We start from the raw sequence: 24907 nt of genomic DNA, 5'->3' as shown, positions 1-24907 counted from the left end.
GTCGTGGCAGCGATCGACAGGGACATCATCCGGCTGGCGCTGCCGGCGCTCGGCGCGCTCATCGCCGAACCGATCTTCCTCCTCACGGACACGGCCATGGTCGGCCACCTCGGCGCGGACGCCCTCGGTTCGCTCGCGATCGCCTCGACGATCCTCCAGACGGTGCTCGGGCTCATGGTCTTCCTCGCGTATGCGACGACGCCGCGGGTGGCCAAGCGGATGGGCGCCGGCGACACGCGGGGCGCGGTCGGGGCGGGCTTCGACGGGATCTGGCTGGCGCTGGCCACCTCGGTGGTCCTCCTCGCCGTCGGCCTGCCGCTGCTGGGCACGGCGATCGCCGCCTTCGGGCCCAGCCCCGCGATCGCCGCAGGAGCCCAGTCCTACCTCGCGATCTCGTGGTGGGGTCTGCCGTTCATGCTCGTCGTCATCGCCGCGACCGGGCTGCTGCGCGGACTCCAGGACACCCGCACCCCGCTCGTCGTCGCCGCTCTCGGCTGCGTGGCCAACATCGGCCTCAACGCCCTCTTCATCTACGGTCTCGGCATGGGTGTGGCCGGGTCCGCGCTCGGCACCGTCATCGCCCAGGCCGGCATGTGCGCCGTCTACATCCTCATCGCCCTGCGGGCGGCCCGCCGCTTCCACGCGAGCTTCCGTCCCGACTGGGCGGGGGTGCTCACCTCGGCGAAGACCTCCGGCTGGCTGCTGCTGCGCAATGCGAGCCTGCGGGCCTCCCTCATCATCCTCGTCGTCCTCGCCACCGCGCTGGGGACGACGCAGCTCGCCGCGATCCAGGTCGCCCAGTCGATCTTCTTCGCCCTCGCGCTCGCCCTCGACTCCCTGGCGATCGCCGGGCAGGCGCTCATCGGCCTCCAGCTCGGGGCGAGGGCCGTCGACGTCGTCGCCGCGATCAACCGTCGCCTCATCGCCTGGGGCATCGGCTTCGGCGTCGTCGTCGGCCTCATCCTCATCGCCGGCTCGGGCCTCATCCCGTACGCGTTCTCCTCCGACCCCGGCGTCATTGCCGTGCTCACAGGCCTCCTGCCCATCCTCGCGGTGAGCATGCCCGTGGCCGGGTACGTCTTCGTCCTCGACGGCGTCCTCATGGGGGCCGAGGACGCCCGCTATCTCGCTCTGGCACAATTGGTCGCGGTGATCGGCTATGTGCTCCTGCTCGGTCCGATCACCGGACTCGTGCCCGGCGCGCAGGGGCTGTGGGCGGCGTTCTGCCTCGGCTTCGTCGGGCTCCGGGCGATCACGCTCGGGTGGCGAGTCCGGAACCACCGGTGGATCCGCACCGCGGTCGAGAAGGGAATCACATGAGCAGCACCGACACCCCCGAATCCGCGCCGGATCTGCGCGCGCGGATCCGTCCCCTGCCGGCCGACACCCCCGAGGAGACGTTCCTGCCGTTCCTCGACCTCTGCTTCAACTGGTCGATGGACGCGCCGACGATCCCGCGCGAGGATCTCGTCCACCGAGCCGATGCCCGCCACTACTTCGCCGGCTGGGGGCGACCCGGGGATCTCGCCGTGGCCTGCTTCGACGAGACCGGTGAGGAGATCGTCGGCCTCGCCTGGCTGCGTCTGGCCGAGGACGGCGGGGTCGACGCCGGAGACGGCGCCCCGGCCGATGCCGCGTTCGCGGCGGGGCTGAGTGAGGATCCCTCGGAGGCCGGCCGGACCGTGCCCTCCGATGTCCTCGCCGAGGCGGATGCCGGCTCCGGGAAGGACGCCGAGTCCGACCCCGCCGAGGCGGACGCCGAGTCCGACGGCACGTCCGAGTCCGACGACGCGACCGCCTCGGCGACGGATGACCCCGAACCAGCGGACGACTCCGAACCAGCGGACGACCCCTTCGCGGGCTACGGGTGGGTGGCCGCCGACATCCCCGAACTCTCGATCGCGGTCCTGCCCGACCACCAGGGTGAGGGCATCGGGCGGGCCCTGCTCACCGTCCTCCTCACCCTGGCACGGATGAGCGGAGTCGAGGCGGTCAGCCTCGCCGTCGAGGACGGCAACGGCGCGAAGAGCCTCTACCTCGACGAGGGCTTCGCCACCGTCGGACGCAACGGGGACTCAGACCTGCTGGTGCGGCAGCTGCGGTAGGGCTGCACCGAAGAGCCAGGGATCGACGACCTCGGCCATGTCCCGGCCGGCGACCTTCGAGAAGCACGCGATGAGGTCGGCGGTGTCGACGTTGCCGTGGCGGTGACGGGTCGTCCACTCCCGCACCCCCTCGAAGAAGACGGTGTCGCCGAGGCTGACCCGCAGGGCATGGAGGCACAGGGCCCCGCGCTTGTAGACACGGTCGTCGAACATGCCCGGTCCGCCGGGATCGCCGAGGATGATGTCCTGGGGCGAGACCGCCAGCGACTCGTACCAGGCCACTGCCCAGTCGTGGGCGCTCATCCGGCCCGAGGCCTCCGACCACAGCCACTCAGCGTAGCACGCGAAGCCCTCGTTGAGCCAGATGTCCGACCAGGTCCTGGGGGTGAGCGAATTGCCGAACCACTGGTGGGCGAGTTCGTGGGCGATGAGACGCTCGGACTCCCATTCGGGACCGAGATGGTTGGGTCCGAGCACGGACAGCGGCTGCGACTCGAGGGGGATCTCGAGCTCCTCATCGGTGACGACGACGTCGTAGCGGTCGAACGGGTAGGGCCCGAAGAGGTCGACGAAGACATTCATCATCGTGTGCTGGACGGGCAGGCGCAGGGCCGCGGTGTGCCAGTGCTGTCCGGCGAAGAGTCCGAGCGGGACGGGACTCGGCGCGGCCCCGACCGGCACCGCGATGGGGCCCTGCCGGTAGCGGCCGATCTGCACGGTCGCGAGATATGTCGCGAGCGGCGTCGTCGACTGGTACGTCCACGCGGTGCGTCCGGCCTTGCGGACCTTGTCGGTGAGCTCGCCGTTGGAGACGACGGTGTACTCGGATTCCGTGAGCACGGTGATCCGGAACTTCGCCTTGTTCGAGGGATGGTCGTTGCACGGGAACCACGTCGAGGCCCCGATCGGCTGTCCGGCGACGAGGACCCCGTCCTCGAGCTCCTCCCAGCCGATGTCGCCCCACGTCCCGATGGCCGGCTGCGGGTTGCCCGCATACGCGATGTCGATGCGCACCGGCTGGTTGCGCGCGAGCGGCTCCGTCGTCAGGCGCAGCTTCTTCCCGCGGGCGGTGAAGCGGACCTTGCGGCCGTTCACGCTCGCCTTCGTCACCCGCATGCCCGTGAGGTCGAGGACGATCGACGTCGTGTCGGTGAGCACCCGACCGGTGAGCCGGGCGCGGCCGGCGAGCCGGTTGGGTCCGATCCGGTAGTCGAGGTCGATGTCGTAGTGGTCGATGTGCAGGTCTGGGGTGCCGACGCCGGGGGTGTAGGGATCAAGCATGGACACGGTCGGCGGTGTCGTCGTTCCGGTGGCGCTCGGGAAGTTCTGGGGCATCCACCCAGGGTATGACAGGATTGCCGCTGAAGTAGGCATGCGGGGGAACGAACTCGCCGCGCATGACCAGCGAGGTCGCCCCGACCGTCGAGTTCTCCCCGAGGGTCGCCGCCGGCAGGATGACGCTGTTGGGTCCCAGGGTGGCCCCGGCTTCGAGTTCGACGGTGTCGAGGCTCATCACCCGGTCGTGGAAGAGGTGCGTCTGGACGACGCAGCCGCGGTTGACCGTCGAATTGTCGCCGAGGCGCACGAGGTCGGCCTCGGGCAGCCAGTAGCTTTCACACCACACGCCGTGGCCAATCTTGGCGCCCATCGCCCGCAGGTACCACACGATGGCAGGCGTGCCCACGGCGTTGCGGGTGAACCAGGGGGCGGCGACGAGTTCGACGAAGCAGTCGGCGACCTCGCCGCGCCAGATGAACGACGACCACAGCGGATGATCGCCGGGGGAGATGCGGCCGACGAACACCCATTTCGCGATGACGGCGAGACCGGCCGCGACCGCACCGGCGGCCATCATGACGATGCCGGAGGTGAGCAGGGCGAGTCCGACCGAGGCGAAGAACTCCTGCTGCCCGGCGTCGCCGAACAGGGCCGCCGGCACACCGAGGAGGGCGATGATCGTGAGGATGACCGCGGCGACGAGGGCACCGCCGACCATCACCGAGGTGATCCGCATCGTCTCGAACAGCCCGCGGGCGGCCTTGACCCCGAACTTCGGGGCGTAGGTGAGCGCCTCATCGGCGTCGACGGCGGCCCGGCGCAGCTGCACCGGGGGAGAGCCGAGCCACGAGGAGCCCTTCTTCGCCTTCGCCGGGGCCGCGGAGAGCACGGCGACGAGGGCGTTCTTCGGCACCCGCCGCCCGGGGGAGGCGATGCCGGAGTTGCCGAGGAACGCGCGTTTGCCGACCTTCGCCCGTCCGGCGCGCATCCAGCCGTGGCCGAGTTCGTAGCTGGCGACCATCGTGTCGTCGGCGAGGAACGCTCCGGCCGCGATCGTCGTCATCTTCGGGACGAAGACGACGGTGGAGATCTCCGTGCCGGGACCGACCTTCGCCCCGAGCGCCCGCAGCCACCACGGGGTGAGCATCGAGGCGTAGAGGGGGAAGAGGAGGTCGCGGGCCAGGTCGAGGAGGCGTTCGGTCGCCCACACCCGGTAGCCGCGTCCCGAACGGACGGGGAACTCGCCCTCCTCCATGCCGATCGCGAGCAGACGCACGGAGGCGAGGATGAGGAGGGCGACCGTGACGAACCACAGGCACGCGATGAGCGGGGACCAGGCGAGGACGAGCCACGGATTCTCCACGACCTCGATGCCGGAGACGGCGACCATGAGCCACAGTCCCGGCAGGGCCGCGAGGTAGGGCAGGGCGGCGTTGAGCTGGGAGCCTGCGGCGTAGAAGAGGAACGGCAGCCGGCGGCGCTCGGGCGGGGCCGGCCACGTCTTCTTCGCCTTGCCGATGCGCACGGCCGGGGAACCGGAGTAGATCTGGTTGCGGCGGACCTTCCCGGTCACCGCGGACCCAGCCTCGATGAGCGCCCCCGCCCCGATCCGGGTGCCGGGCATGAGCGTCGAGCGGGCGCCGACGGTCGCGTTCTCACCGACCTCGATCGTCCCGATGCGCAGCAGATCCCCGTCGACCCACCAGCCCTTGAGGTCGACTTCGGGTTCGATGGCCGCCCCCGCTTCGAGGGTGAGGAACCCGGTGACCGGGGGTGCCGAATGGAGGTCGGCACCCGCACCGACCCGGTTGCCCAGCAGACGGGCGTACCACGTCACCCACGGTGCGCTCGCCACGGACACGGCCGCGGCGATGTCGGCGATGTGCTCGGCCAGCCACAGGCGTTTGTGCACCCAGCCCGAACGCGGGTAGACCCCGGGGCGGAGGCCTGCGAGGAGGAGTCTGGCGGCGAGGGCGGAGATGAGCATCCGCCCCCACGCGGTGACGAAGACGAGGTAGAGGGTGATGACGACCGGCCATGGGGTGAAGGGGACGGCCGCGCCGAGGAGGTCAGCGACATTGGCGAGCACCATGGCGATGACGACCCAGCGGACGCCGGCGAGGATGTGGACGGGGATCGCCAGCAGTGTCTGGAACGCCTGCATTCCCTTCGAGGTGCGCCCGATGTCGCGCTGTGGACCGGCGGGCACCGCGGCCCCCTCATCGCCGAGGCACAGGGTCGCCAGCGCCCCGAAGCGGGGGTGGGCGTAGATGTCGCCGACGGTCACGCTCGGGTGCTCCTGGCGCAGCCGGGAGACGAGCTGGGCGGCGGCGAGGCTGCCGCCGCCGGCGGTGAAGAAGTCCGTGTCCGTGCCCGGCCGGGTGCCGAGGACCGCCGTCCACTGCTCGGCGATCCATTCGGTCTCGGGCGCGAACGCCTCCGCCGAGTCCTCGGCCTGCTCGGTCCCGCCCATCGGCCACGGCAGGGCGTTGCGGTCGACCTTGCCGGAGGTCTTCGTCGGCAGTTCGCTCACGAGCGCGAGCCGGGGGACGAGGGCGGCGGGCAGCTCCGCCCGCAGGGCCTCCTCCCAGTCAGGGATCCGTTCGTCGGCTCCCGCCGAGGTGGTCGCGAGGTAGCCGACGAGGATGTCCGTGCCTGCCGGGGTCTTCTTCACCGCGGCCGCAGCACCTTCGACCCCGGGCAGCGCCTGGAGGGCTGCGTCGATCTCCCCGAGTTCGATGCGCCTGCCCCCGAGCTTGATCTGCTCGTCGGCGCGACCGACGAAGATCAGACCCGCGGAGTCGTTGACGACGAGGTCACCGGACCGGTACGCCCGGTCCCAGCCGAGCGTGGGCATGGGAGCGTACTTCTCGGCGTCCTTGGCCGGGTCGAGGTAGCGGGCGAGGCCGACGCCGCCGATGATGAGCTCACCGGTCTCGCCTTCGGCCACGGGGACTCCTGCGGCGTCGACGACGGCCAGTGCCCACCCGGCCAGGGGCAGGCCGATGCGCACGGGGTCGGTGCCGTCGAGGATCGCCGCGCACGCGACCACGGTCGCCTCGGTGGGACCGTACGTGTTCCACACCTCCCGGCCCTCATCGCTGAGCCTGCGGCCGAGTTCGGGCGGGGCCGCCTCGCCGCCGAAGATGAGCAGGCGCACGGCGTCGAGGGCCTCGGCCGGCCACAGGGCGGCGAGCGTGGGCACGGTCGAGACGACGGTGATCCCGCGCGAGGACAGCCACGGGCCCAGATCCATGCCGGACTTCACGAGCGCCCGGGGAGCGGGCACGAGGCACGCGCCGTGCCGCCAGGCCAGCCACATCTCCTCGCAGCTGGCGTCGAAGGCGACGGAGAGACCAGCGAGGACCCGGTCGCCGGGACCTAGCGGATCGTCCTGGCAGAACAGGGCCGCCTCGGCGTCGACGAAGGCCGCCGCCGAGCGGTGGGTCACGGCCACACCCTTCGGGGTGCCCGTCGACCCGGAGGTGAAGATCACCCAGCAGTCGTCGTCGGGGGTGGGGCTGCGCAGGGCGGACCGGTCGAGAGGTCCGCGGTCGTTGCGGGATTCGATGGCCCGCTCCGCGGTGACGACTCCGGTCACGGCCGCCTCGGCGAAGACCGTGCGCGCCCGCTCATCGGGATCGTCGACGTCGACGGGGACGTACGCGGCGCCGAGCATCATCGTCGCAAGGATCGAGACGTAGAGGTCGACCGACCCTGAGGGCACCCGGATGCCGACCTTGTCGCCGGGTCCGATGCCGGCGTCGGCGAGTGAGAGCGCGAGATCCCTGATCTCGGCGATGAGCTCGGCGTAGCTGAGCACGGTGCGGCCGTCGTCGATCGCGGGCTGATCGCCATGGGCGCCCGCCGTCTCGAGGAGGACGTCGATGAGGGTGCGGTCCTCGCGGGGGCGAGGCTGAGCAGGAAATTGCGCGGCGTAGTCTGTCACAGTTCTTCCGGATCGAGCGACCAAGGGCCGACTCTCACAGGGGTCGACCAGTATCGGCCCTGATCATACTGCGTCAAGGTGTCGGAGCAGTGAACATGACGCGGCCGCGGGGGTCGTGATAGATGTGAGGAGGCGAGATTCCACAACGGCGAGGAGCACAGCACAATGGTCACGGTCTTTTCCAACGCAGCGGTCTTCGACGGCACCCGGTTCATCCCCGGCCGTCGCGACGTCGTCGTCGACGGGTCGCAGATCACCGCGATCACCGAGGCGGGGCAGGGCTCCCACAACGCCGGCGACACCTTCGTCGACTGCTCCGAGCGCACCCTCATCCCCGGCATCATCGACTGCCACGTCCACCTCATGAGCTCCGGCGCAGACAGCACCTCGAACTTCCACAATCCCTTCTCCCTGCCGTTCTACTCCTCGGTGCGCCACATGTCCGAGACGCTGGCCGGCGGGGTGACGACGGTGCGCGACGCCGGCGGCACCGACCTCGGTGCCAAGGTCGCCGTCGACACCGGGGTCGTCAGGGGCCCGCGGATGACGATCGCGGTGACGATCATGTCCCAGACCGGCGGGCACGGGGACTTCCACCTCGTCTCCGGAGCCGACTCCCCGTTCCTCTCCCCGCACCCCGGTCGCCCCTCCGGCGTCGCCGACGGCGTCGAGGGCGTGCAGCGGAAGACCCGGGAGCTGCTGCGGGCCGGGGCCGACCACATCAAGATCTGCTCGACCGGGGGAGTGCTCTCACCCCGGGACGACCCCCGGCACTCCCAGTTCACGGAGGAGGAGATCACCGTCATCGTCGCCGAGGCGGCCGCCCAGGGTGCGCACGTCATGTCCCATGCCCAGGGCGCTCCAGGGATCAAGAACGCCGTGCGCGCCGGGGTCCGCTCGATCGAGCACGGCATCTACCTCGACGACGAGGCGATCGACCTCATGCTCGAGAACGGCACCTTCCTCGTGCCCACCCTGCAGGCCCCGCAGGCCGTGATCACGGCCGCCGAGGCGGGGGCGAGCCTGCCCCAGTCCGTCATCGACAAGGCCCACTCGGTCATCGAGACCCACCGCGAGTCGATCGCGAAGGCCCACGAGGCGGGAGTGCGGATCGCCATGGGCACCGACGCCGGAGTGGGACCGCACGGGAGGAACCTCGAGGAGATCAGCCTCCTCGCCGAGGCCGGTCTCTCCGGGGCCGAAGCGCTCGCCGCAGGCACCTCGACGGCGGCCGAACTCCTCGGCCACGACGACCGGGGACGCATCGCCGCCGAGATGCTCGCCGATCTCGTCCTCGTCGACGGTGATCTGAGCACCGCCGATGTCCGCGGCATCGAGGATCGGGTGAGCGAGGTGTGGCTCGACGGCACCCGCGTGTGAGGTGAGGCTAACTTCGGCGTAGAATCGTTGCGAAGACCCACCCGAACCCGACACGGAGGCGCACGTGAATCCCCTCGACTGGTCGTTGCCGATCGCGGTCACGTGGCTCATCCTCTTCGGGATCATCCTCGCCCGCGCCGGCGGGACCTACCTGCTCGGGCGGTTGGCCCGGAAGGGGATGCAGCGCATCGACCGGGTCGAGAGGATCATGTCGGGACGCAAGTACCGCAAGGCCGAGGCGATGATCGAACGCTTCGGGGCGCCCGTCATCGCCGTGTCCTTCCTCATGGTCGGCGTGCAGACGGTGCTCAACCTCGCCGCCGGGACCTCGGGGATGAGTGCGAAGCGCTACGTCCCGGCCCTCATCGTCGGGGGATCCGTGTGGGCGCTCATCTACTCGACCGTCGGCCTCATCGGCTTCCGCGCCGTCGCGAAGGCCTATGAGGTGGCGCCGGGACTGACGATCGGCCTCGGCGCGTGCTTCGTCCTCGCGATCGGCGGACTGATCATCGGCCTCAAGCGCAAGGACGAGACGCCGGACGAGGCTCCGCACGAGACGACCGGCGCCGAGGAAGATTCGCCTGCGGCTTCCCGCGGCACCACCTCGGCGAAGGCCGCCGGCGACACCGCCTGAGCCTCACGGCGACTCCGCCTGAGACTCCCGGCGTCACCGCCTCGGCGCGCCCAAAATTGTCTGCCTGCGTCAGCTGCCGCGCTTGTGGTGGACGGGGGCGGCGTCCTCGCTCATGTCCTCGAGTTCGATGCCCTTCGTCTCCGGCACCTTCCACCACACGAAGAAGAAGGAGAGGACGGCGAAGAACGCGTAGAAGCCGTACGCGAAGGTGAGGCTGATGTCGGCGAATACGGGGAACGTCGTCGAGATCGCGAAGTTCGCGACCCATTGGGCGGCCGCGGCCACGGCGAGGGCGCCGGCGCGGATGCGGTTGGGGAACATCTCGCCGAGGAGGACCCACACGAGCGGTCCCCACGTCGCGCCGAAGCCGACGACGAAGAGGTTGGCGGCGATGAGGGCGATGATCGACCATGGGGCGGGCAGCACCGCGCTCGTCGTGCCGTCGGCGCCGGTGACGAGTTCGGCGAAGGAGAATGCGAGCGCCATCGTCGCCAGAGACAGTCCCATGAGCGCGGAGCCGGCGAGCAGCATCTTCCGCCGGCCCACCCGGTCGACGAGGAGGATCGCGACGATCGTGACGAGGATGTTCGTCACCGAGGTGATCACCGAGGTCAGCAGTGCGCTCGATTCGTCGAAGCCGACGGACTTCCACAGCGTCGTCGAGTAGTAGAAGATGACGTTGATGCCGACGAACTGCTGGAACACGGACAGAAGGATCCCGATCCACACGATCGGCTTGAGACCGAACCGCTTGCCCAGCAGGTCCCGGAACGACTCCCGCTCCTCCCGGTGCAGTGAGGAGCGGATGCGGGCGATGAGGGAATCGGTGTCGACGACGCCGGTGAAGTCGCGCAGCACCTTCGCCGCCTCATCCTCCCGGCCACGGGCGACGAGGAAGCGCGGGGACTCGGGCAGGCCGAGGGCCGCGAGACCGTAGACGAGGGCGGGGACCGCCTCGACCATGAACATCCACCTCCACGTGTCGATGCCGAACCAGAACGGTGCGGCCGCCCCGCCGGAGACGGAGGCGAGCAGCGCATTGGAGAGCAGGGCGGCGAAGATGCCGGTGACGATCGCCAGCTGCTGCAGCGAGCCGAGGCGACCGCGCACCCGGGCGGGCGACACCTCGGCGATGTAGGCGGGGGCGATGACCGAGGCCGCACCGACGCCGAGCCCGCCGACCATGCGCCAGATGATGAGGTCGGTGACGCCGAAGGCCAGCCCCGAGCCGATCGCCGAGGCGAAGAAGAGGATCGCGGCGACGACCATGACCGGCAGGCGGCCGAAGCGGTTGGCGAGGCTGCCGGCGAACCATGCGCCGATCGCGCACGCGATGAGTGCGGAGGACACGGCGAAGCCCTTGAGGGCGGCTCCGAGGTCGAAGTCCGCGGCGAGGGCGTCGACGGCGCCGTTGATGACGGCGGTGTCGAAGCCGAAGAGGAAGCCGCCGAGGGCGGCGGCGATCGAGATGCCGATGATGCGGGAGGACACCCGCTCCATTCCGTGCAGCCGGTTGTCGGCTGGGTTCTGGGACGAGGACACGGGAGGTCTCCTTGGGCGCTGGGGCGTCGGGACGGGCCCCGACTTCGGATCGTGACCCAGGCTACGCCAGGTCAGCGGACTTGGGGGTCAACCTCGGCGGGGAAATGTTCTTCGGGTCCCGGATCCGTCTCCTCGCCGAGGTGACCTTGCCCGTCCCGGCAGGTGTCCTTCCCTCCCGCCGAGGTGGGCGAGTGGTGCCGCGGGGCATGGGTAGAGTGGTGCGCGGTCCATCGGCACCGAGGAGAGGAAACGGGGTTGGCCAAGCAGGACGAGCCGGGATTCGCCGGCATCGCCGGAGCCGCGATCTACTTCGGATCGAACGGCGCCGCGTTCGCCGCCCTTCTGCCCTGGTATCCGATGCTCGTCGACCGCTTGGGGCTGACGTCCTTCCAGTTCGGGCTCGTCGTCGCCTCCTTCGCGATCGGCTCCATCGCCTCCTCCGTGCTCCCGGCCCGCCTCATCGCGCGCTTCGGGGCCAACGCCGTTGTGCTCGTCGGGACCGTCCTCCTCGTCCTCGCGATCGCTGCGACCCCGTGGTCGGTGAGCGGGTGGATGATGGCCGGCTGCCTCTTCCTCGCCGGGGTCTTCGACGCGATCGTCGACGTGGCCCAGAACGTCGTCGGCATCGGCGTGCAGGAGAACCGCTCGCGGGTCATCCTCTCCTCGATGCATGCGGTGTGGAGCCTCGGGGGACTGGTCAGCGGGGCGCTCGCCACGGCGGCCGCCTCGGCGGGAGTCGATATGCGATTCCACATCGCGATCGTCGCCGCCGCCTGCATTGTTTTCGTCATCATCGGCCGCCGGCTCATCGGGGCCGAGGGCACGCATTGGGGTCGGCGCCTCGTCGACGAGTCCGGAGCCGAAGCACAGGGGACCCGGGAGCCGGGCCGGCGCAGGCGGATCCTCCTCATCGCGCTGCCGCTCGCGGTCGTCGCAGTGTGCGGGACCGCGGTCGAGGACATCGCGAACAACTGGTCGTCACTGGCCGCCGTCGAACTCGCGGGGATTCCCGTGGCCATGGCCGGCATCGGCTTCAGCACCGTCATCGGCGCACAGTGTCTCGGACGGTTCACCGGCGACGTCCTCGTCCAGCGGTTCGGTCCGGGACGCATCGCCCGCCTCGGCGGGATCCTCATCGCGGCAGGAGGTCTCGGACTCGCGACGGCGACCAGTCCCGTTCAGCTGCTCGTCTCCCTCGCGGCGATGGGCTACGGCTCGGCCACGCTCGTCCCGGGCGCCCTCAGCGCCGCCTCACACATCCCGGGTGCGGGCAGGGCGGCCGGAGTGACGCTGGTCAACTGGATCATGCGGGTCGGCTTCATGGCCACGAGCCCGCTCGTCGGCATCGTTGCGACGGCAGCCAGCCTGCGCTGGGGGCTCGGACTGCTCGTGGTCATCGGGCTGGCGACGACGATCTTCGCCGGACGCCTCGACACGCCGGGTGGCAGGGAGGCGCCTGCGGATCACGGGTGAGGTGCCGGGCCGTCGCCTGTGCGGGCACTGGTCGGATCCGCTCGGGAAAGCGAGAATGCCGTGACATCCTGTGGACGTCACGGCACCTGAGAAAATGTCGGGCTAGCGGTGTCTGGTTTCACGACATAGTTCCGGTATGTCTCCCGACATCCTTCCGCTGATCTCTCATGACATCGTTCCACCATATGTGTCACGACATACTTCCACCCATGTCCCACGACATCGTTCCGATATGGACGAACACAACAAGAACCGCAGCATCATCCTCGCCATCACCGAAGGAGGCCTCACCCACACCGAAGCAGCCACCCGCTTCGGCGTGTCCACCCGCTGGATCCGCACCCTGCTCGCCCGGTTCCGCACCGGAGGACTCGACGCCGTCGACCCCCGCCCACGCACACCCCACACCAACCCCAGAGCCATCCCCGAGTCCACCGTCAACGCGATCCTCACCCTGCGACACACACTCACCGACCAAGGACTCGACGCCGGCCCCGAATCCATCTGGGACCGCCTCCCACCCGAAACCCGACCCAGCGTGTCCACGATCTGGAGAACCCTCAAACGCCACAACCTGATCACACCCCAACCCCAGAAACGCCCCCGCTCCTCCTGGCACCGCTTCGTCGCCGACGCCCCCAACGAATCCTGGCAATCCGACTTCACCCATTGGCCTCTCACCGACGGCACCGACGTCGAGATCGTGTCCTGGCTCGATGACCACTCCCGCAAACTCCTCCACACCAGCGCCTACCCCGCGATCACCGGACCCATCGTCATCGACACGTTCACCACCACCATGGACGAACACGGCCCACCAGCATCAACACTGACCGACAACGGGATGGTCTTTCCCCCGCAAGCGGGAGGTACCCCCACCACCCGATTCGCCCGCGGACACGACGGGAAACGAGCCCAACCCAACGCGTTCGAACAACTCCTGTCCGATCTGAAGATCCACCAGAAGAACGGTGCCCGCAACCACCCCACCACCCAAGGCAAGATCGAACGCTTCCACCAGACCCTCAAACGCTGGCTGGCCGCTGACGGGCTCGTCGACACCGTCGAGGAGCTCAACGCGCAACTGCAGCGCTTCATGCTGATCTACAACACCCAACGCCCCCACCGGGCGATCGGGCGCCGAACCCCGGACGAGGCGTACTACGCAACCCCGAAGGCCGAACCCGTCGCCGAGCTCGACTCCCAGGTATGGCGCATCCGCTACGACCGAGTCGATCGAGACGGGAAGGTGTCCCTGCGCTATGCCGGGAGACTGCGGCATCTGGGGATCGGTCGCCGGTGGGCCGGTGTGCGCGTCATCGTCCTCATCCATGCCGATCAGACGATGGTCATCGCGCCCGGCAGCGGTGAGCTCATCGCCGAGCACATCATCGATCCCAGCAGGGACTATCAGGCGAAACAGAAACCGGAACGATGACTGGAGACATAACCGGAACGATGACGTGAGACATCAGCACGATGACCGGAACGATGTCTGGAGACAGACCCGGGCCAGAAATGAGAAATGTGCCGCGACATCGTAGGAACGATGTCGCGACACATCACAAATGTCGGGCTAGCGGGATTTGAACCCACGACCTCTTCACCCCCAGTGAAGCGCGCTACCAAGCTGCGCCATAGCCCGTTGTCCAGCACCTGTGCCGGGGCAACGTGGACTAGCCTATAACGATCGTCGCCCAACTTCCAAAATTGCCGTTCGTGACCTTCGACAAACTAGTATCATCCCAGGTAGCCGCCCGCGAAACGGGTGCTCTCCGACCCCTGTTCAGGGGGTCGGTAACATTTCCGTTTCGTGATTGTTATGCAAGCACTTCAGGCGGCTATGCTTGGAACACCGACAAGCTAAGAGGAGTCGACATGGCGGAACTGGAGTTTCCAGTGTCTTACCTGTACTCAAAGGACCACGAGTGGGTCCACACCACGGAGAACAATGTCGTCTACCGTGTGGGTATCACGGATTACGCCCAGTCCCAGCTGGGCGACGTCGTCTATGTCGATCTGCCTGCTGTCGGAGATTCGATCACGATGGGCGAGTCCTGTGGTGAGGTGGAGAGCACGAAGAGCGTCTCCGATCTCATCGCACCGCTGTCGGGAACGATCACGGAAGTCAACGACGCCCTCGAAGACAAGCCGGAGACCGTCAATTCCTCCCCCTACGAGGACGGTTGGATGTACCTCGTCGAGGCGAGCGATCCAGTGCAGGTGACCGGTCTCATGGACGAGGAGCAGTACCACAAGCTCGTGCAGAGCGAGGAGGCATGATGTCGCAGAACAATGACCAAGGTCGCCGGAACCCCTCGCAGCCGTGGTACGACAACGGCGAAGTCCCGCAGTCGAAGAAGTTCCCCTTCGGCACCGGAGACGAGGCCGAGGGCAGCCAGCCCGGCGGAGGTCATCCGAACACCCCTGCCTACGGGCAGCCTCCCGTGGACAGCGCGCCGCAGGCGCCGAACTTCGGCGGCGGAAACGGTGCAGGCCAGTACCAGCAGGAACCGCCTCGGCGGGACGAGCAGCTGTACCAGCCGCCCCAGCAGGGCGCTGATCAGGGCCGCGGCCGTCACGCCGATCACCCCACGGGGGAGCAGGCGCCGGGCCGGGCCTACGACGATCAGCAGGGTCGTCACGCCCAGTACCAGCCCCCGCAGCAGGCCGGCTACCAGCAGCAGGGCGGCCAGCAGTACGACCCGCGTGACAACCAGGGCGGTCAGCAGTACAACCAGGGCGGTCAGCAGGGCTACGACCCGCGCGACAACCAGGGTGGGCAGCAGTACGACCAGGGCGGGCAGCAGTACGGTCAGCCCGGCAGCGAGCAGAACCAGCAGTATCCGGTCTCCGGCGGGCAGAACCCGAGCGATTCGGGCCAGCAGCCGTTCCAGGGCATCCTCGACCCGCACACCGGTGAGATCCACCCGGTGCCCGACCTCGACGGACTCCAGGACACGGATGCGCTCCTCGTCGTCGTCTCGGGACCGGACTCCGGTTCGCAGATCCTGCTCGACACCGATGTCGTCACGGTCGGCCGCAGCCCCAACGCGGACATCTTCCTCGACGACGTCACCGTCTCGCGCAAGCACGCCGAGTTCATCCGCACCCCCAGCGGCTTCACCCTGCGTGACACCGGTTCGCTCAACGGCACCTACGTCGGTCGTCAGCTCATCGACTCCATCGAACTGCAGAACGGCGCAGACGTGCAGATCGGGAAGTTCCGGATGATCTTCCAGCAGCGTCCGCGCTCCTGAGAAGGAGATAATGTCCAACGTCGAAGTCGAGGTCGTCGGGGTGCGCATCGAGATGCCCGCCAACCAGCCGATCCTCCTGCTCAAGGCCACTGAGCCCGCGTACTACCTGCCGATCTGGGTGGGCGCGATCGAAGCGAACGCGCTCTCGATCGCGCAGCGCGGACTCACCCCGCCGCGACCGATGACCCATGCCCTTCTGCTCGACGTCCTCGGCGCCCATGACGACGAGCTCTCCGACGTCACCATCACCGGCCGCGACGGTCAGATCTTCCTCGCCGAACTCCACACCGAGGACGGCAAGACGATCTCCGCCCGACCCTCGGACGCCGTGACACTGGCACTGACAGCAGAGTGCCCCGTCTACGTCGATTCCGACCTCCTCAAAGACGCCGGCATCGAAGCCCCCGAAGCAGACGAAGAAGAGGTCGCGCAGTTCCGCGACTTCCTCGACAACGTCTCGGCCGAGGACTTCGAGACCGGCGAAGAGACATGAAGAAAGAGCAAGCGTGAGCCTCCACATCGATCCGGTCTTCGCCCACACGGACATCACCGCAGCCGGCACCGACGACCTCTCCGGTCTCGACGACTGGAGGGAGATGGACGCCAAACAGCAGCCGACCTATCTCGACTCGGCGGCCCTCGACGATTCGCTGACCAGGCTGCGCAGCTACCCGCCGCTTATCTTCGCCGGCGAAGCCGACGTCCTCAAGCAGCGGATCGCCGCAGCCTCGCGCGGTGAGGCCTTCGTCCTCGCCGGCGGCGACTGCGCGGAGTCCTTCGCCGGCGCCCAGGCCGACAAGATCCGGGCCCGCGTCCAGACCGTCCTGCAGATGGCCGCGGTCCTCACCTACGGCGGTTCGATGCCCGTGGTCAAGATCGGGCGCATGGCCGGCCAGTTCGCCAAGCCCCGCTCGGCGGACATGGAGACCCGCGACGGTGTCACCCTGCCCTCGTTCCGCGGCGACATCGTCAACGGCTACGAGTTCACCGAGGAGTCCCGGCGGCATGACCCGGCCCGGCTCCTGCAGGCCTACCACGTCTCCGCGTCGACGCTCAATCTCATCCGCGCCTTCACCCAGGGCGGCTTCGCCGACCTGCGGCTGGTCCACGAATGGAACCGCGGCTTCCTCGCCTCGAACCCCGGCTACCAGCGCTACGAGCAGACCGCCCGCGAGATCGATCGCGCGATCCGCTTCATGGACGCTTGCGGCGCGGACTTCGAGGCCCTGCGGACAACGGAGTTCTACTCCGCCCACGAGGCGCTGCTCCTCGAATACGAACGCGCGCTCACCCGCATCGATTCGCGTTCGGGTCTGCCCTACGACGTGTCCGGTCACTTCCTGTGGATCGGTGAGCGCACCCGTGAGATCGACGGTGCCCACGTCGACTTCCTCTCGAAGGTGCAGAACCCCATCGGCGTCAAGCTCGGCCCGACCGCGACCGCCGAGGACGCCCTCGCGCTTGCGGAGAAGCTCGATCCGAACGCCGAACCCGGCCGACTGACGTTCGTCACCCGCATGGGTGCAGGGAAGATCAACGACGTCCTGCCGAAGCTCCTCGCCGGGATCGGCGACCAGCTCCCGCACGTGACGTGGGTGAGCGATCCCATGCACGGGAACACGATCACCTCGAGCACCGGGTACAAGACGCGCCGGTTCGAAGACGTCATGGCCGAGGTCGAAGGGTTCTTCGCAGCCCACCAGGAAGCCGGCACCATTCCCGGCGGTCTGCACATCGAACTCACCGGCGACGATGTCACCGAGATCATGGGCGGGGCCACGGAGATCGACGACGAGGGTCTGCGCCGTCGCTACGAGACGCTGGTCGATCCCCGCCTCAACCACGACCAGTCACTCGAGATGGCCTTCCAGGTCGCCGAATACCTCACCCGCCGCGGCTGAGGGCTCGCACTGCAGCACTGACACGACGAAGCGCCGGCGGTTATCCGCCGGCGCTTCGTCGTGTGCGCGGTCACCACCGCGCTGGAGGGCTACTTCCCTGAGTCCTTGGGTTTGTCCTCTTTGGGCTTATCATCCTTCGGCTTAGGCTCCTTGCCCTTCGAGACGCGGACGATGACGAGCGAGTTGTACGGTTTCGCCTCGGTGCTCTTGGGCCATTGGAAGACGACGTCGCCCTTGGGCACGGTGTCGGAGAAGACCTCTTCCTTGCCGACGCGGAAGCCGCGCTTCGTCAGCGTCGCGAACGCCGCATCGTAGCTCAGTCCCTCGACCTTCGGCACCGCGATGGGGGCATCGCCCTTCGAGACGACGAGGTCGACCTTCTCATCGTGGACGAGCTGTTCGCCCTCCTTCTTCGAGGCGCTGATGACTGTGCCCTTGTCCACGGAGTCGTCGTACTTCTCATCGACCTTGCCCACCGCGAGCCCGGCGTCCGTGAGCGCGGTCTTCGCCTCGTCCGCGCTCAGTCCTTCGAGCTTGGGCACGGCGAACATCTCGACGCCCTTCGAGACGACGAGGGTGACGGTCGAATCCGGGGAGAGCTCGGTGCCGCCGACGGGTTCGGAGCCGATCACGGTGCCGGCAGGGATCGAATCGTCGAAGACCTCCTGCTTCTTCGGGCTCAGGCCGTTCTCCTCGACCACGGCGGTCGCCTCGGCGAACTCCTTCCCGGCGAGCTGACCGGGCACGATGGACTTCTGTGCGGGCAGGTTGGCGATGATCAGCCACGCGAGGAGCGCGAGGACGACGAGTCCCGCCCCGACGGTCGTCGCCAGTCGCCGGCGCCGGCGGCGCTTCGGATGGGCAGGCGCCGAGGCTGCCACCACGGCAGCGTCGTCGTCCTCCTGGCCGGCGGCGGTACCGCCGGCTGCAGCGGCTGCCAGCGGCGATTCGGCTGCGTCTGAGGGCCCGGCTTCGTCCGAGGACTCGCCCACAGAGTCACCGGTGCTCGCAGACTCGGCATCGTCAACGGAGCCGGCGCCCGCCTCGGCGGTCTCATCGTCGTCGAGGTAGGGGATCTCGTCGGTGCGCGACTTCTTCTCCTTCGGCACCTCCTCCCCGAGGTCGATGCTCGCCGTCAGGGCAGGGGAGTGGTTCCCGGCCTCGGCCTCGGGATCGCCGAAGTCGAGTTCGGCATCCGTCATCTGCGCCCTGGCCTCGGCCAGTGCACGGCGGAACTCCCCGGCGTCCTCCGGGCGGTCCTCGGGATCCTTCGACGTCGCCCACAGGACGAGGGCGTCGAGCAGCGGGCTGATGCCGTCGACCCTCTCCGACGGCGGCGGGACCGTGTCGTGGACGTGCCGGTAGGCGACCTGAATCGGCACATCGTCGGTGTAGGGCTGGGTGCCGGTGAGCATCTCGTAGAACATGATGCCGACCGTGTAGAGGTCGGTGCGGGCATCCGCCCCGGCCCGGGTGACGAGTTCCGGGGCGACGTAGCCGACGGTGCCGATGAGCGTCTTCGTCGTCGTCGCCGAGGTGACGGCCCGGGCGAGTCCGAAATCGGCGAGCTTGACCTGGCCGTCGGTTCCCAGCAGGACGTTGTCGGGTTTGAGGTCGCGGTGGATGATGCCCGTCGAATGGACGGCCTCGAGGGCGGCGAGGATCGCGTCGAGCACGACGATGGCCTGCCTCGGCGTGAATGACCCCCGGTGCTTGAGCTCGCGGCGCAGCGTCACCGAGGGCAGATGCTCCATGACGAGGTAGACGATGTCCCCGTCACGAGCCTGGTCGTGGATCGCGACGAGGTTGGGGTGGGTGAGCCGACCTGCGTTGATCGCCTCCCTGCGGAAGCGCTCGACGAAGGTCTCATCGGAGATGAGGTGCTCGTGCATGACCTTGATCGCGATCTCGCGGTCGAGGCGCAGGTCCGTGCCGCGGTAGACCATCGCCATGCCGCCCCGGGCGATCTTCGCATCGATCCGGTAGCGGTCGTTGAGGACGACGCCGAGCAGCGGATCCGGAAGGGAGCTCATCGGGCGACCTCCAGACGTCCCCGCTGCATTTGCACGCCGCGGACGAAGGCCTTCGTCTCCGGCAGCAGCCCATCGTCACGCACCGAGCGCAGATCCTGGTAGTAGCCGGCCAGCGCCTCGTCCTCGGAGTCAGTGGATTCGATGAGCCAGCCGAGGATGACGGTGCCGGCGACGATGTTGTCGGCGATGTCGAGGACGTCGAGCCCCCGGCCGACGATGTCGCTGGCCCACCGGGCCGAGCGCGGGGTGACCTGCATGATGCCGATCGCATTGCCCGCAGACACCGTCGCGTGCTGGAACCCGGACTCCTGGGCCGCGACCGCCTGCATGAGCGCAGGTTCGGCACCGAGTTCCTCGGCGATCTGCGCGACGAGGAAGCGCGCCTGCTCCGGGGTGGGATGGACCCGGCCGAGCAGGGTGGCCTTGTTCAGTCGGGCCGCGTGGACGACGCCGGCCTGCAGCGCTTCGCCCCATGCGCCCACGGACACATGGGGGAGGGTCTCGGGGACCTCGGGCGCCTGCCTGCGGGGACGGGTGCCGGTGTCGCGCAGCAGGAGGAGCTCGCCGACGCGGATGAGGGAATCCTCGCCCATCGCGTTCGCCCGCCGCAGGGTCGACGGGGAGATCCCGTGCGAGGCGGCGATCGACTGCAGGGTCTCCCCGGGCGCGACGATGTGCGAGGGGTCGGTCTCTGGCAGGTCGTTCTTCTCCGGCAGCGAGAGCACCTGGCCCTGGGAGAGGTTCTGTCGGGGTGAGATCCGATTGAGTTCGGCCAGCGCGGGCACGGAGACGCCGTGCCGACTGGCGACCGCGTAGAGGGTGTCACCGGCCTTGACCTTGTACGTGCGGCCCCCGTGGGTCACGGGCACGGTCTCGCTCTTCGTGCCCGTCAGCCACTGCGGTCCCGCGGACGCCGAGGTCTCGGAACGCGCCGACGTCGAACCGTCTGCCGACGTCTCTGCGCGCGCCGAGGCGGCTGTCCGGGTCGAACGGTCGCTCGAGGCAGGAGAATCGGTGGGTTCCGGGGTCGCCTGCGAGGCCGCCTCGGCGGGCTGAGTCTCGGGGCGGGGGACGGGACCGGTCGAGTTCACCCGGGAGGCCGCGCGGATGTCAGGGGCGGCGGTGATCGGCTTCGGAGGAGTCCGTCGCGAGCGTGTCATCTGTCACCTGTTCGGCTGCATATCGTGCGGGGAAGTTTCACCCTCCAGCGTATCCACTGCCCCCTGCCCAGCCCGGGATTGCGGCGGGCATGGCGGCGTGTTTCTTCGCCGAGTTGCTACGCTTGGGGGCGTGAATACCGAAGAACTCGTCCAGGACTGGTCCACGCTGCCCGACATCGTCGAATCCACGGGCCTTGGCGTCAGCCAGGTGCGCCGCCTGCTCGAAGACGGCGCCATCTGCGGATACAAGCACGGCGACCCCAAGGTGCTGCGCGTGCCGAGCGCCTTCTTCGTCGACGGCGAGGTCCTCACCCCGCTCAAGGGGACGCTGAGCACGCTCAAGGATGCCGGCTTCGACGAGGAGGAGTCCATCAAGTGGCTCTTCACCCCCGACGACTCCCTGCCCGGTCGCCCCATCGATCTGCTGCGTGCCGGCAACCGCAAGGAAGTCCGCCGACGCGCCCAGGCACTCGCCTTCTGAGCCCTACCGTTGCCGACGGCTCACCGCTGCCGACAGGTCACCTCCTCCAGAGCCTCACCGCTGCCGGTAGCTGAGCGCCTGCGCGAAGTCCCGCAGCCGTGACTCTGCCGCCTCGCCGAGCCGGAACGCCGCCGGGCCGTTGTCGGCGGTCCACGAGTCCAGCTCGCTCAGCGCCGCATCGTGGCGGGCGGCGATGATCTCCTCGACCGCGTCGAGTCCGCCGACGGCACGCAGCATCGCGACCGTCTCGGCCACCGTGTCCTCACTCAGGCTCTGATCGCCGAGGCGGGAGGCCAGCAGCCGTGTCTGCTCCGGGCTCATCCTCTTCAGGCTCTCGGCGATGAGCACCGTGCGCTTGCCCTCCCGGATGTCGTCGCCGGCGGGTTTGCCCGTGGCCGCAGGATCCCCGACGATGCCGAGGACGTCATCGCGCAGCTGGAACGCCTGACCCAAGGGCAGGCCGAAGCGGGTCAGGCCTGCGAGCTGGGCCTCGTCTGCCCCGCCGAGGGCCGCCCCGAGGAGGAGCGGCTGCTCGACCGAGTACTTCGCGGCCTTGAAGCTGAGCACCTCCCACGCCCGGGCCCCGATGCGCTCATCGGTCAGCGGGATCACTTCGGCGCGGACGTCGAGGAACTGACCGACCATGACATCGCGGCGCATCTGGGCGCGCAGCCGTTGCGCGGGTATCGAGGCGCCGAGGCGGTCCTGGGCGGATTCGAAGAGCTCTTCACTCAGCGCCAGGCAGATGTCGCCGATGACGATCGCCGCGGCCACCCCGAACGCCTCCGCATCGCCTTCATAGCCGAGATCCGCATGGAGGGCCTCGAACTGCCGGTGCAGGGCGGGTGACCCGCGCCGGGTGTCCGAATGGTCGATGACGTCGTCGTGGATGAGCGCGGCGGCATGGAGGAGCTCCAAGGAGGCGGCCGCCTCGGCGAGCCCGGTCCGCGCAGCCGTACCCGGGGAGGTCTCGGGGCCGGCGACGAGCTGGTACCCCCACCACAGGAGGACCGGGCGGATGCGCTTGCCGCCGCGGGTGAACGCGATGAGGCTCTGCCCGATCTCCGCGGTTTCCGGCGAGATGGCCTCGAACTCGGCCGCCTTGGACCGGAGGAAGGATTCGAGGACGGCCGCCACCTCGGCGGCGATGTCGGAGGGATCGTCGAGGCGCTCGACGGCGCTCACGGAGCGATGTTCCCGCCGACGGAGACGATCGACGACTGCGGGTCGTCGGGGTCGTCGCTGACGGTGATGACGAGCATGCCGTCGTTGTCCTTGTGGCGGAAGTTCACGACCTGCGCGGACTTCGTCATCGACTCCTTGCCGAAGGTCTCGAAGCCCGCCTTCTCCAGCCGGTCGGTGTAGAAGGCGACGATGTCCTTCGGTTCGGCCTTCGCCTTCATCACGAGGCTGACGGCGTCGAGCTTGCCGGACTCGGCCTGGGCACGCGAACTCGAGATCACCTCGGCGTCGGGGTAGGGCGCCATGAAGTCGGGGAGTGCGGCGTCCTCGGCCGCGGCCTCCGTCGGTGCCGGGCTGCCGGAGGCCGAGGGGTCGGCCGCCGGGTCGGCGGATGCGCCCGCCGAGGCGGTCTGAGAAGCAGTGGAAGAGGCCTCCGGGGTCGAACCGGTCTGGCCGGTGCAGCCGGCGAGAGCGAGACCGAGGGCGAGAGTCATCGTCGTGACAGTCCTGCGCGATACCATGTTTGACAGATTACCCGCAGACCCCCGCGGGAGCCGAACGATCCGATTCGGCTCCGACCGACCCATGGGTGGGACATGAGCCGCAAACAGCTGGCCCGCTCCGGCGGCGACCTGGAGCATCTGGGCACGGACGACACCGGTGCGACGACGCTCCATCTCGACATGGATTCGTTCTTCGTCTCCGTCGAGCTCCTCACCCGCCCCGAACTCCTCGGCCGGCCGGTCATCGTCGGCGGTCGGGCCGGTCGGGGCGTCGTCGTCTCCGCGAGCTACGAGGCCCGCGAGTTCGGCGTGCATGCCGCGATGCCGATGTCCCGGGCGCTCGGCCTGTGCCCCATCGCCGAGGTGATCCCGCCCTCCCACGGCCTCTACTCCGAGTATTCGCGCCAGGTCTTCGATCTCGTCGCCCAGGTCACCCCCGACGTCGCCCAGGTCAGCGTCGACGAAGCCTACATCGACGTCTCCGGTGCGGTGCGCCGTCTGGGCTCACCGGTGGCGATCACCACTGCGCTGCGGGCGGAGATCGAAGCGCGGACGGGACTGAGCGCCTCGGTGGGCATCGCCGGCTCCCGGGTCGTCGCGAAGCTCGCCTCCGCGCGGGCCAAGCCCCACGGCCAGCTCCTCGTCCCGCTCACAGCGACGCAGGACTTCCTCGACCCGATGCCGCTCGAGGCGCTGCCGGGGGTGGGAGAGAAGACCCGGGAGGGGTTCGCGAAGTACGGGATCCGCCTCATCGGCGACCTCGCCGCGATGGACGAGGACTGGGTCGGACGGGTCTTCGGCGCCCACGGCCACCATCTGTGGCGCAGTGCGCACGGACTCGACTCCCGCGGCGCCGACCGGCAGGTCAAGGACCGCTCGATCAGCGCCGAGCACACCTTCGGTGCGGATGTGTGGGAGCTGTCGGAACTCGAACACGAACTGCTGCGCCTGTGCGACAAGGTCGCCCGTCGGGTCCGACGGGAGGAGAAGGTCGCGACGACGCTCGGTCTCAAATACCGCCTCGACGACTTCACGACGCTCTCGCGGTCGATCACCCTCGATGCCCCCACCGATCTCGCCCGGGAGATGTACGAAGCCCTCGGTCCGGCGCTGCGCGGTCTGCGCGCACAGCGGCACAAGGGCGTGCGGCTGCTCGGGGTGAGGGCGGCGGGGCTCATGGACTTCGCCGTCAGCGGGAGACAAGCCCGCTTGGACGAACCCGAGCATGCGGGACGGGAGGCGGAGATCGCCCTCGACGATGTCCGGCGACGGTTCGGCACCGCGGCGATCTCCCAGGCCTCACTCCTGCGCAGGCAGTCCAAGCCCAGGTGAGGAGCCGGTGCTGTGGCACCGGCGGCAGCGGGCCCGGCGGCGCCGCTCGCACCCGGGACTACTGAGTCTGTGGGCGGGATGGGAATACCGGGGGCGGCCCCGTTCCTGAGATGTTTTTTCAGTGTTCAGAGACTATGATTGAGGCACTGGACCAGAGTAAGGAAACGGGGGTTCGACATGCCACTCTCCGATCACGAACAGCAGCTTCTCGATCAGCTGGAGAAGCAGCTGCGCAGCGAAGACCCCCGGTTCGCACGCAACATCTCGGAAACCCAGGCGGCAGTGAGCGGTCCCGGGTTCTCCGCGAAGCGCTTCGTCGTGGGCATCCTCGTCGCGCTCCTCGGTCTCGCCGCAACGATCTTCGCGATCTCGATGGTCAATGAGGCCGTCGCCTGGATCGCGCTCGGAGTGGTCGGCTTCGGCCTCATGGTCGCAGGCATGTACTGGGCGTTCAGCCGCCCCGCCCGCGTGGGCAATGCGTCGAAGGGCGCCACGGGTGGTTCGGCCCAGAAGTCGAACTCCAAGGGAACCTCGGGCGGTTTCATGAGCCGGATCGAAGACCGGTGGGAGAAGCGCCAGCGCGGCGAATGAGCAGCCATGTCGTCGTGAGCGATCCGCTCGCTGATGACTGAGAGAATGCGTCCTCCACGGAGGGCGCATTTCGCTTTCCCCGGAAAGTACATTCCGCTTTACT

Annotated in this window: 20 protein-coding genes and 1 tRNA gene; 13 read left to right on the top strand and 8 right to left on the bottom strand. The window is 68.8% G+C overall.

What is annotated here, in order from left to right:
- Positions 1-3: 3 nt before the first annotated feature.
- Both AAHA49_RS07715 and AAHA49_RS07710 read left to right on the top strand, forming a co-directional pair.
- Positions 4-1320, top strand: coding sequence for an MATE family efflux transporter (locus AAHA49_RS07715; RefSeq protein ID WP_342037874.1), 1317 nt, complete (start codon positions 4-6; stop codon positions 1318-1320).
- Entirely contained in the window at positions 1317-2105 is a 789-nt protein-coding gene (locus AAHA49_RS07710; RefSeq protein ID WP_342037873.1) for a GNAT family N-acetyltransferase, read from the top strand. The genes AAHA49_RS07715 and AAHA49_RS07710 overlap by 4 nt, the downstream gene beginning before the upstream one ends.
- Here AAHA49_RS07710 and AAHA49_RS07705 read toward each other — a convergent pair.
- Positions 2076-3440, bottom strand: coding sequence for a M1 family metallopeptidase (locus AAHA49_RS07705; protein WP_342037872.1), 1365 nt, complete (start codon positions 3438-3440; stop codon positions 2076-2078). The genes AAHA49_RS07710 and AAHA49_RS07705 overlap by 30 nt on opposite strands.
- A complete protein-coding gene (locus AAHA49_RS07700; protein WP_342037871.1) occupies positions 3379-7332 on the bottom strand; it encodes a Pls/PosA family non-ribosomal peptide synthetase in 3954 nt (1317 codons plus the stop codon). The genes AAHA49_RS07705 and AAHA49_RS07700 overlap by 62 nt, the downstream gene beginning before the upstream one ends.
- A 165-nt stretch (positions 7333-7497) precedes the next feature.
- Between AAHA49_RS07700 and AAHA49_RS07695 the strand changes: the two genes are divergently transcribed.
- Both AAHA49_RS07695 and AAHA49_RS07690 read left to right on the top strand, forming a co-directional pair.
- Positions 7498-8712 (top strand): metal-dependent hydrolase family protein, encoded by a 1215-nt coding sequence (locus AAHA49_RS07695; protein WP_342037870.1) that lies wholly within the window; start codon positions 7498-7500, stop codon positions 8710-8712.
- A gap of 64 nt (positions 8713-8776) precedes the next feature.
- On the top strand, positions 8777-9346 hold the full coding sequence (locus tag AAHA49_RS07690) for a DedA family protein (protein WP_342037869.1): 570 nt from the start codon (positions 8777-8779) through the stop codon (positions 9344-9346).
- A gap of 69 nt (positions 9347-9415) precedes the next feature.
- Here the strand turns inward: AAHA49_RS07690 and AAHA49_RS07685 are convergent, their stop codons facing one another.
- Positions 9416-10846: a sugar porter family MFS transporter gene (locus AAHA49_RS07685; RefSeq protein ID WP_342037921.1), complete on the bottom strand. Its 1431-nt coding sequence runs from the start codon at positions 10844-10846 to the stop codon at positions 9416-9418.
- A gap of 297 nt (positions 10847-11143) precedes the next feature.
- Here AAHA49_RS07685 and AAHA49_RS07680 point away from each other — a divergent pair, with 297 nt between their 5' ends.
- Both AAHA49_RS07680 and AAHA49_RS07675 read left to right on the top strand, forming a co-directional pair.
- Positions 11144-12361 carry an MFS transporter gene (locus AAHA49_RS07680; protein ID WP_342037868.1) on the top strand — a complete coding sequence of 406 codons (1218 nt, stop codon included), beginning with the start codon at positions 11144-11146 and terminating at the stop codon, positions 12359-12361.
- A gap of 232 nt (positions 12362-12593) precedes the next feature.
- Entirely contained in the window at positions 12594-13799 is a 1206-nt protein-coding gene (locus tag AAHA49_RS07675; RefSeq protein ID WP_342037867.1) for an integrase core domain-containing protein, read from the top strand.
- A 133-nt stretch (positions 13800-13932) separates the two neighbouring features.
- Here AAHA49_RS07675 and AAHA49_RS07670 read toward each other — a convergent pair.
- A tRNA-Pro gene (locus AAHA49_RS07670) sits at positions 13933-14006 on the bottom strand.
- A gap of 233 nt (positions 14007-14239) precedes the next feature.
- Here AAHA49_RS07670 and gcvH point away from each other — a divergent pair.
- From gcvH to AAHA49_RS07650, 4 genes are read left to right on the top strand one after another with little or no spacing between them, the layout of a single operon-like run.
- Positions 14240-14644, top strand: a complete 405-nt coding sequence (gcvH, locus tag AAHA49_RS07665; RefSeq protein ID WP_339393732.1) for a glycine cleavage system protein GcvH — start codon at positions 14240-14242, stop codon at positions 14642-14644.
- Entirely contained in the window at positions 14644-15621 is a 978-nt protein-coding gene (locus tag AAHA49_RS07660; RefSeq protein WP_342037866.1) for an FHA domain-containing protein, read from the top strand. The genes gcvH and AAHA49_RS07660 overlap by 1 nt, the downstream gene beginning before the upstream one ends.
- A gap of 10 nt (positions 15622-15631) precedes the next feature.
- Entirely contained in the window at positions 15632-16114 is a 483-nt protein-coding gene (locus tag AAHA49_RS07655; RefSeq protein WP_339393731.1) for a bifunctional nuclease family protein, read from the top strand.
- A 13-nt stretch (positions 16115-16127) separates the two neighbouring features.
- Positions 16128-17522, top strand: coding sequence for a class II 3-deoxy-7-phosphoheptulonate synthase (locus AAHA49_RS07650; RefSeq protein ID WP_342037865.1), 1395 nt, complete (start codon positions 16128-16130; stop codon positions 17520-17522).
- A gap of 89 nt (positions 17523-17611) precedes the next feature.
- Here AAHA49_RS07650 and pknB read toward each other — a convergent pair whose 3' ends face one another.
- Positions 17612-19555, bottom strand: coding sequence for a Stk1 family PASTA domain-containing Ser/Thr kinase (gene pknB, locus AAHA49_RS07645; RefSeq protein ID WP_342037864.1), 1944 nt, complete (start codon positions 19553-19555; stop codon positions 17612-17614).
- Entirely contained in the window at positions 19552-20715 is a 1164-nt protein-coding gene (locus AAHA49_RS07640) for a lytic transglycosylase (protein ID WP_342037863.1), read from the bottom strand. The genes pknB and AAHA49_RS07640 overlap by 4 nt, the downstream gene beginning before the upstream one ends.
- Positions 20716-20845: 130 nt before the next feature.
- Here AAHA49_RS07640 and AAHA49_RS07635 point away from each other — a divergent pair, with 130 nt between their 5' ends.
- Complete coding sequence (locus AAHA49_RS07635) at positions 20846-21196, top strand: Rv2175c family DNA-binding protein (protein ID WP_342037862.1); 351 nt, start codon at positions 20846-20848, stop codon at positions 21194-21196.
- Between the two features lie 54 nt (positions 21197-21250).
- Here the strand turns inward: AAHA49_RS07635 and AAHA49_RS07630 are convergent, their stop codons facing one another.
- The gene (locus AAHA49_RS07630; protein ID WP_342037861.1) at positions 21251-22381 is read right to left on the bottom strand and encodes a polyprenyl synthetase family protein; all 1131 of its coding nucleotides are present in this window, start codon (positions 22379-22381) and stop codon (positions 21251-21253) included.
- Positions 22378-22872 (bottom strand): hypothetical protein, encoded by a 495-nt coding sequence (locus AAHA49_RS07625; protein ID WP_342037860.1) that lies wholly within the window; start codon positions 22870-22872, stop codon positions 22378-22380. The genes AAHA49_RS07630 and AAHA49_RS07625 overlap by 4 nt, the downstream gene beginning before the upstream one ends.
- A 102-nt stretch (positions 22873-22974) precedes the next feature.
- Here AAHA49_RS07625 and dinB point away from each other — a divergent pair, with 102 nt between their 5' ends.
- Positions 22975-24213, top strand: a complete 1239-nt coding sequence (gene dinB / locus AAHA49_RS07620) for a DNA polymerase IV (protein ID WP_342037859.1) — start codon at positions 22975-22977, stop codon at positions 24211-24213.
- A 177-nt stretch (positions 24214-24390) separates the two neighbouring features.
- Positions 24391-24804, top strand: a complete 414-nt coding sequence (locus AAHA49_RS07615; RefSeq protein WP_342037858.1) for a DUF3040 domain-containing protein — start codon at positions 24391-24393, stop codon at positions 24802-24804.
- The last annotated feature ends 103 nt before the right edge of the window (positions 24805-24907 follow it).

Source organism: Brevibacterium ammoniilyticum, assembly GCF_038429965.1.
Taxonomy (GTDB): Bacteria; Actinomycetota; Actinomycetes; order Actinomycetales; family Brevibacteriaceae; genus Brevibacterium; species Brevibacterium ammoniilyticum.
This window is presented reverse-complemented; position numbering and strand designations above follow the sequence as displayed.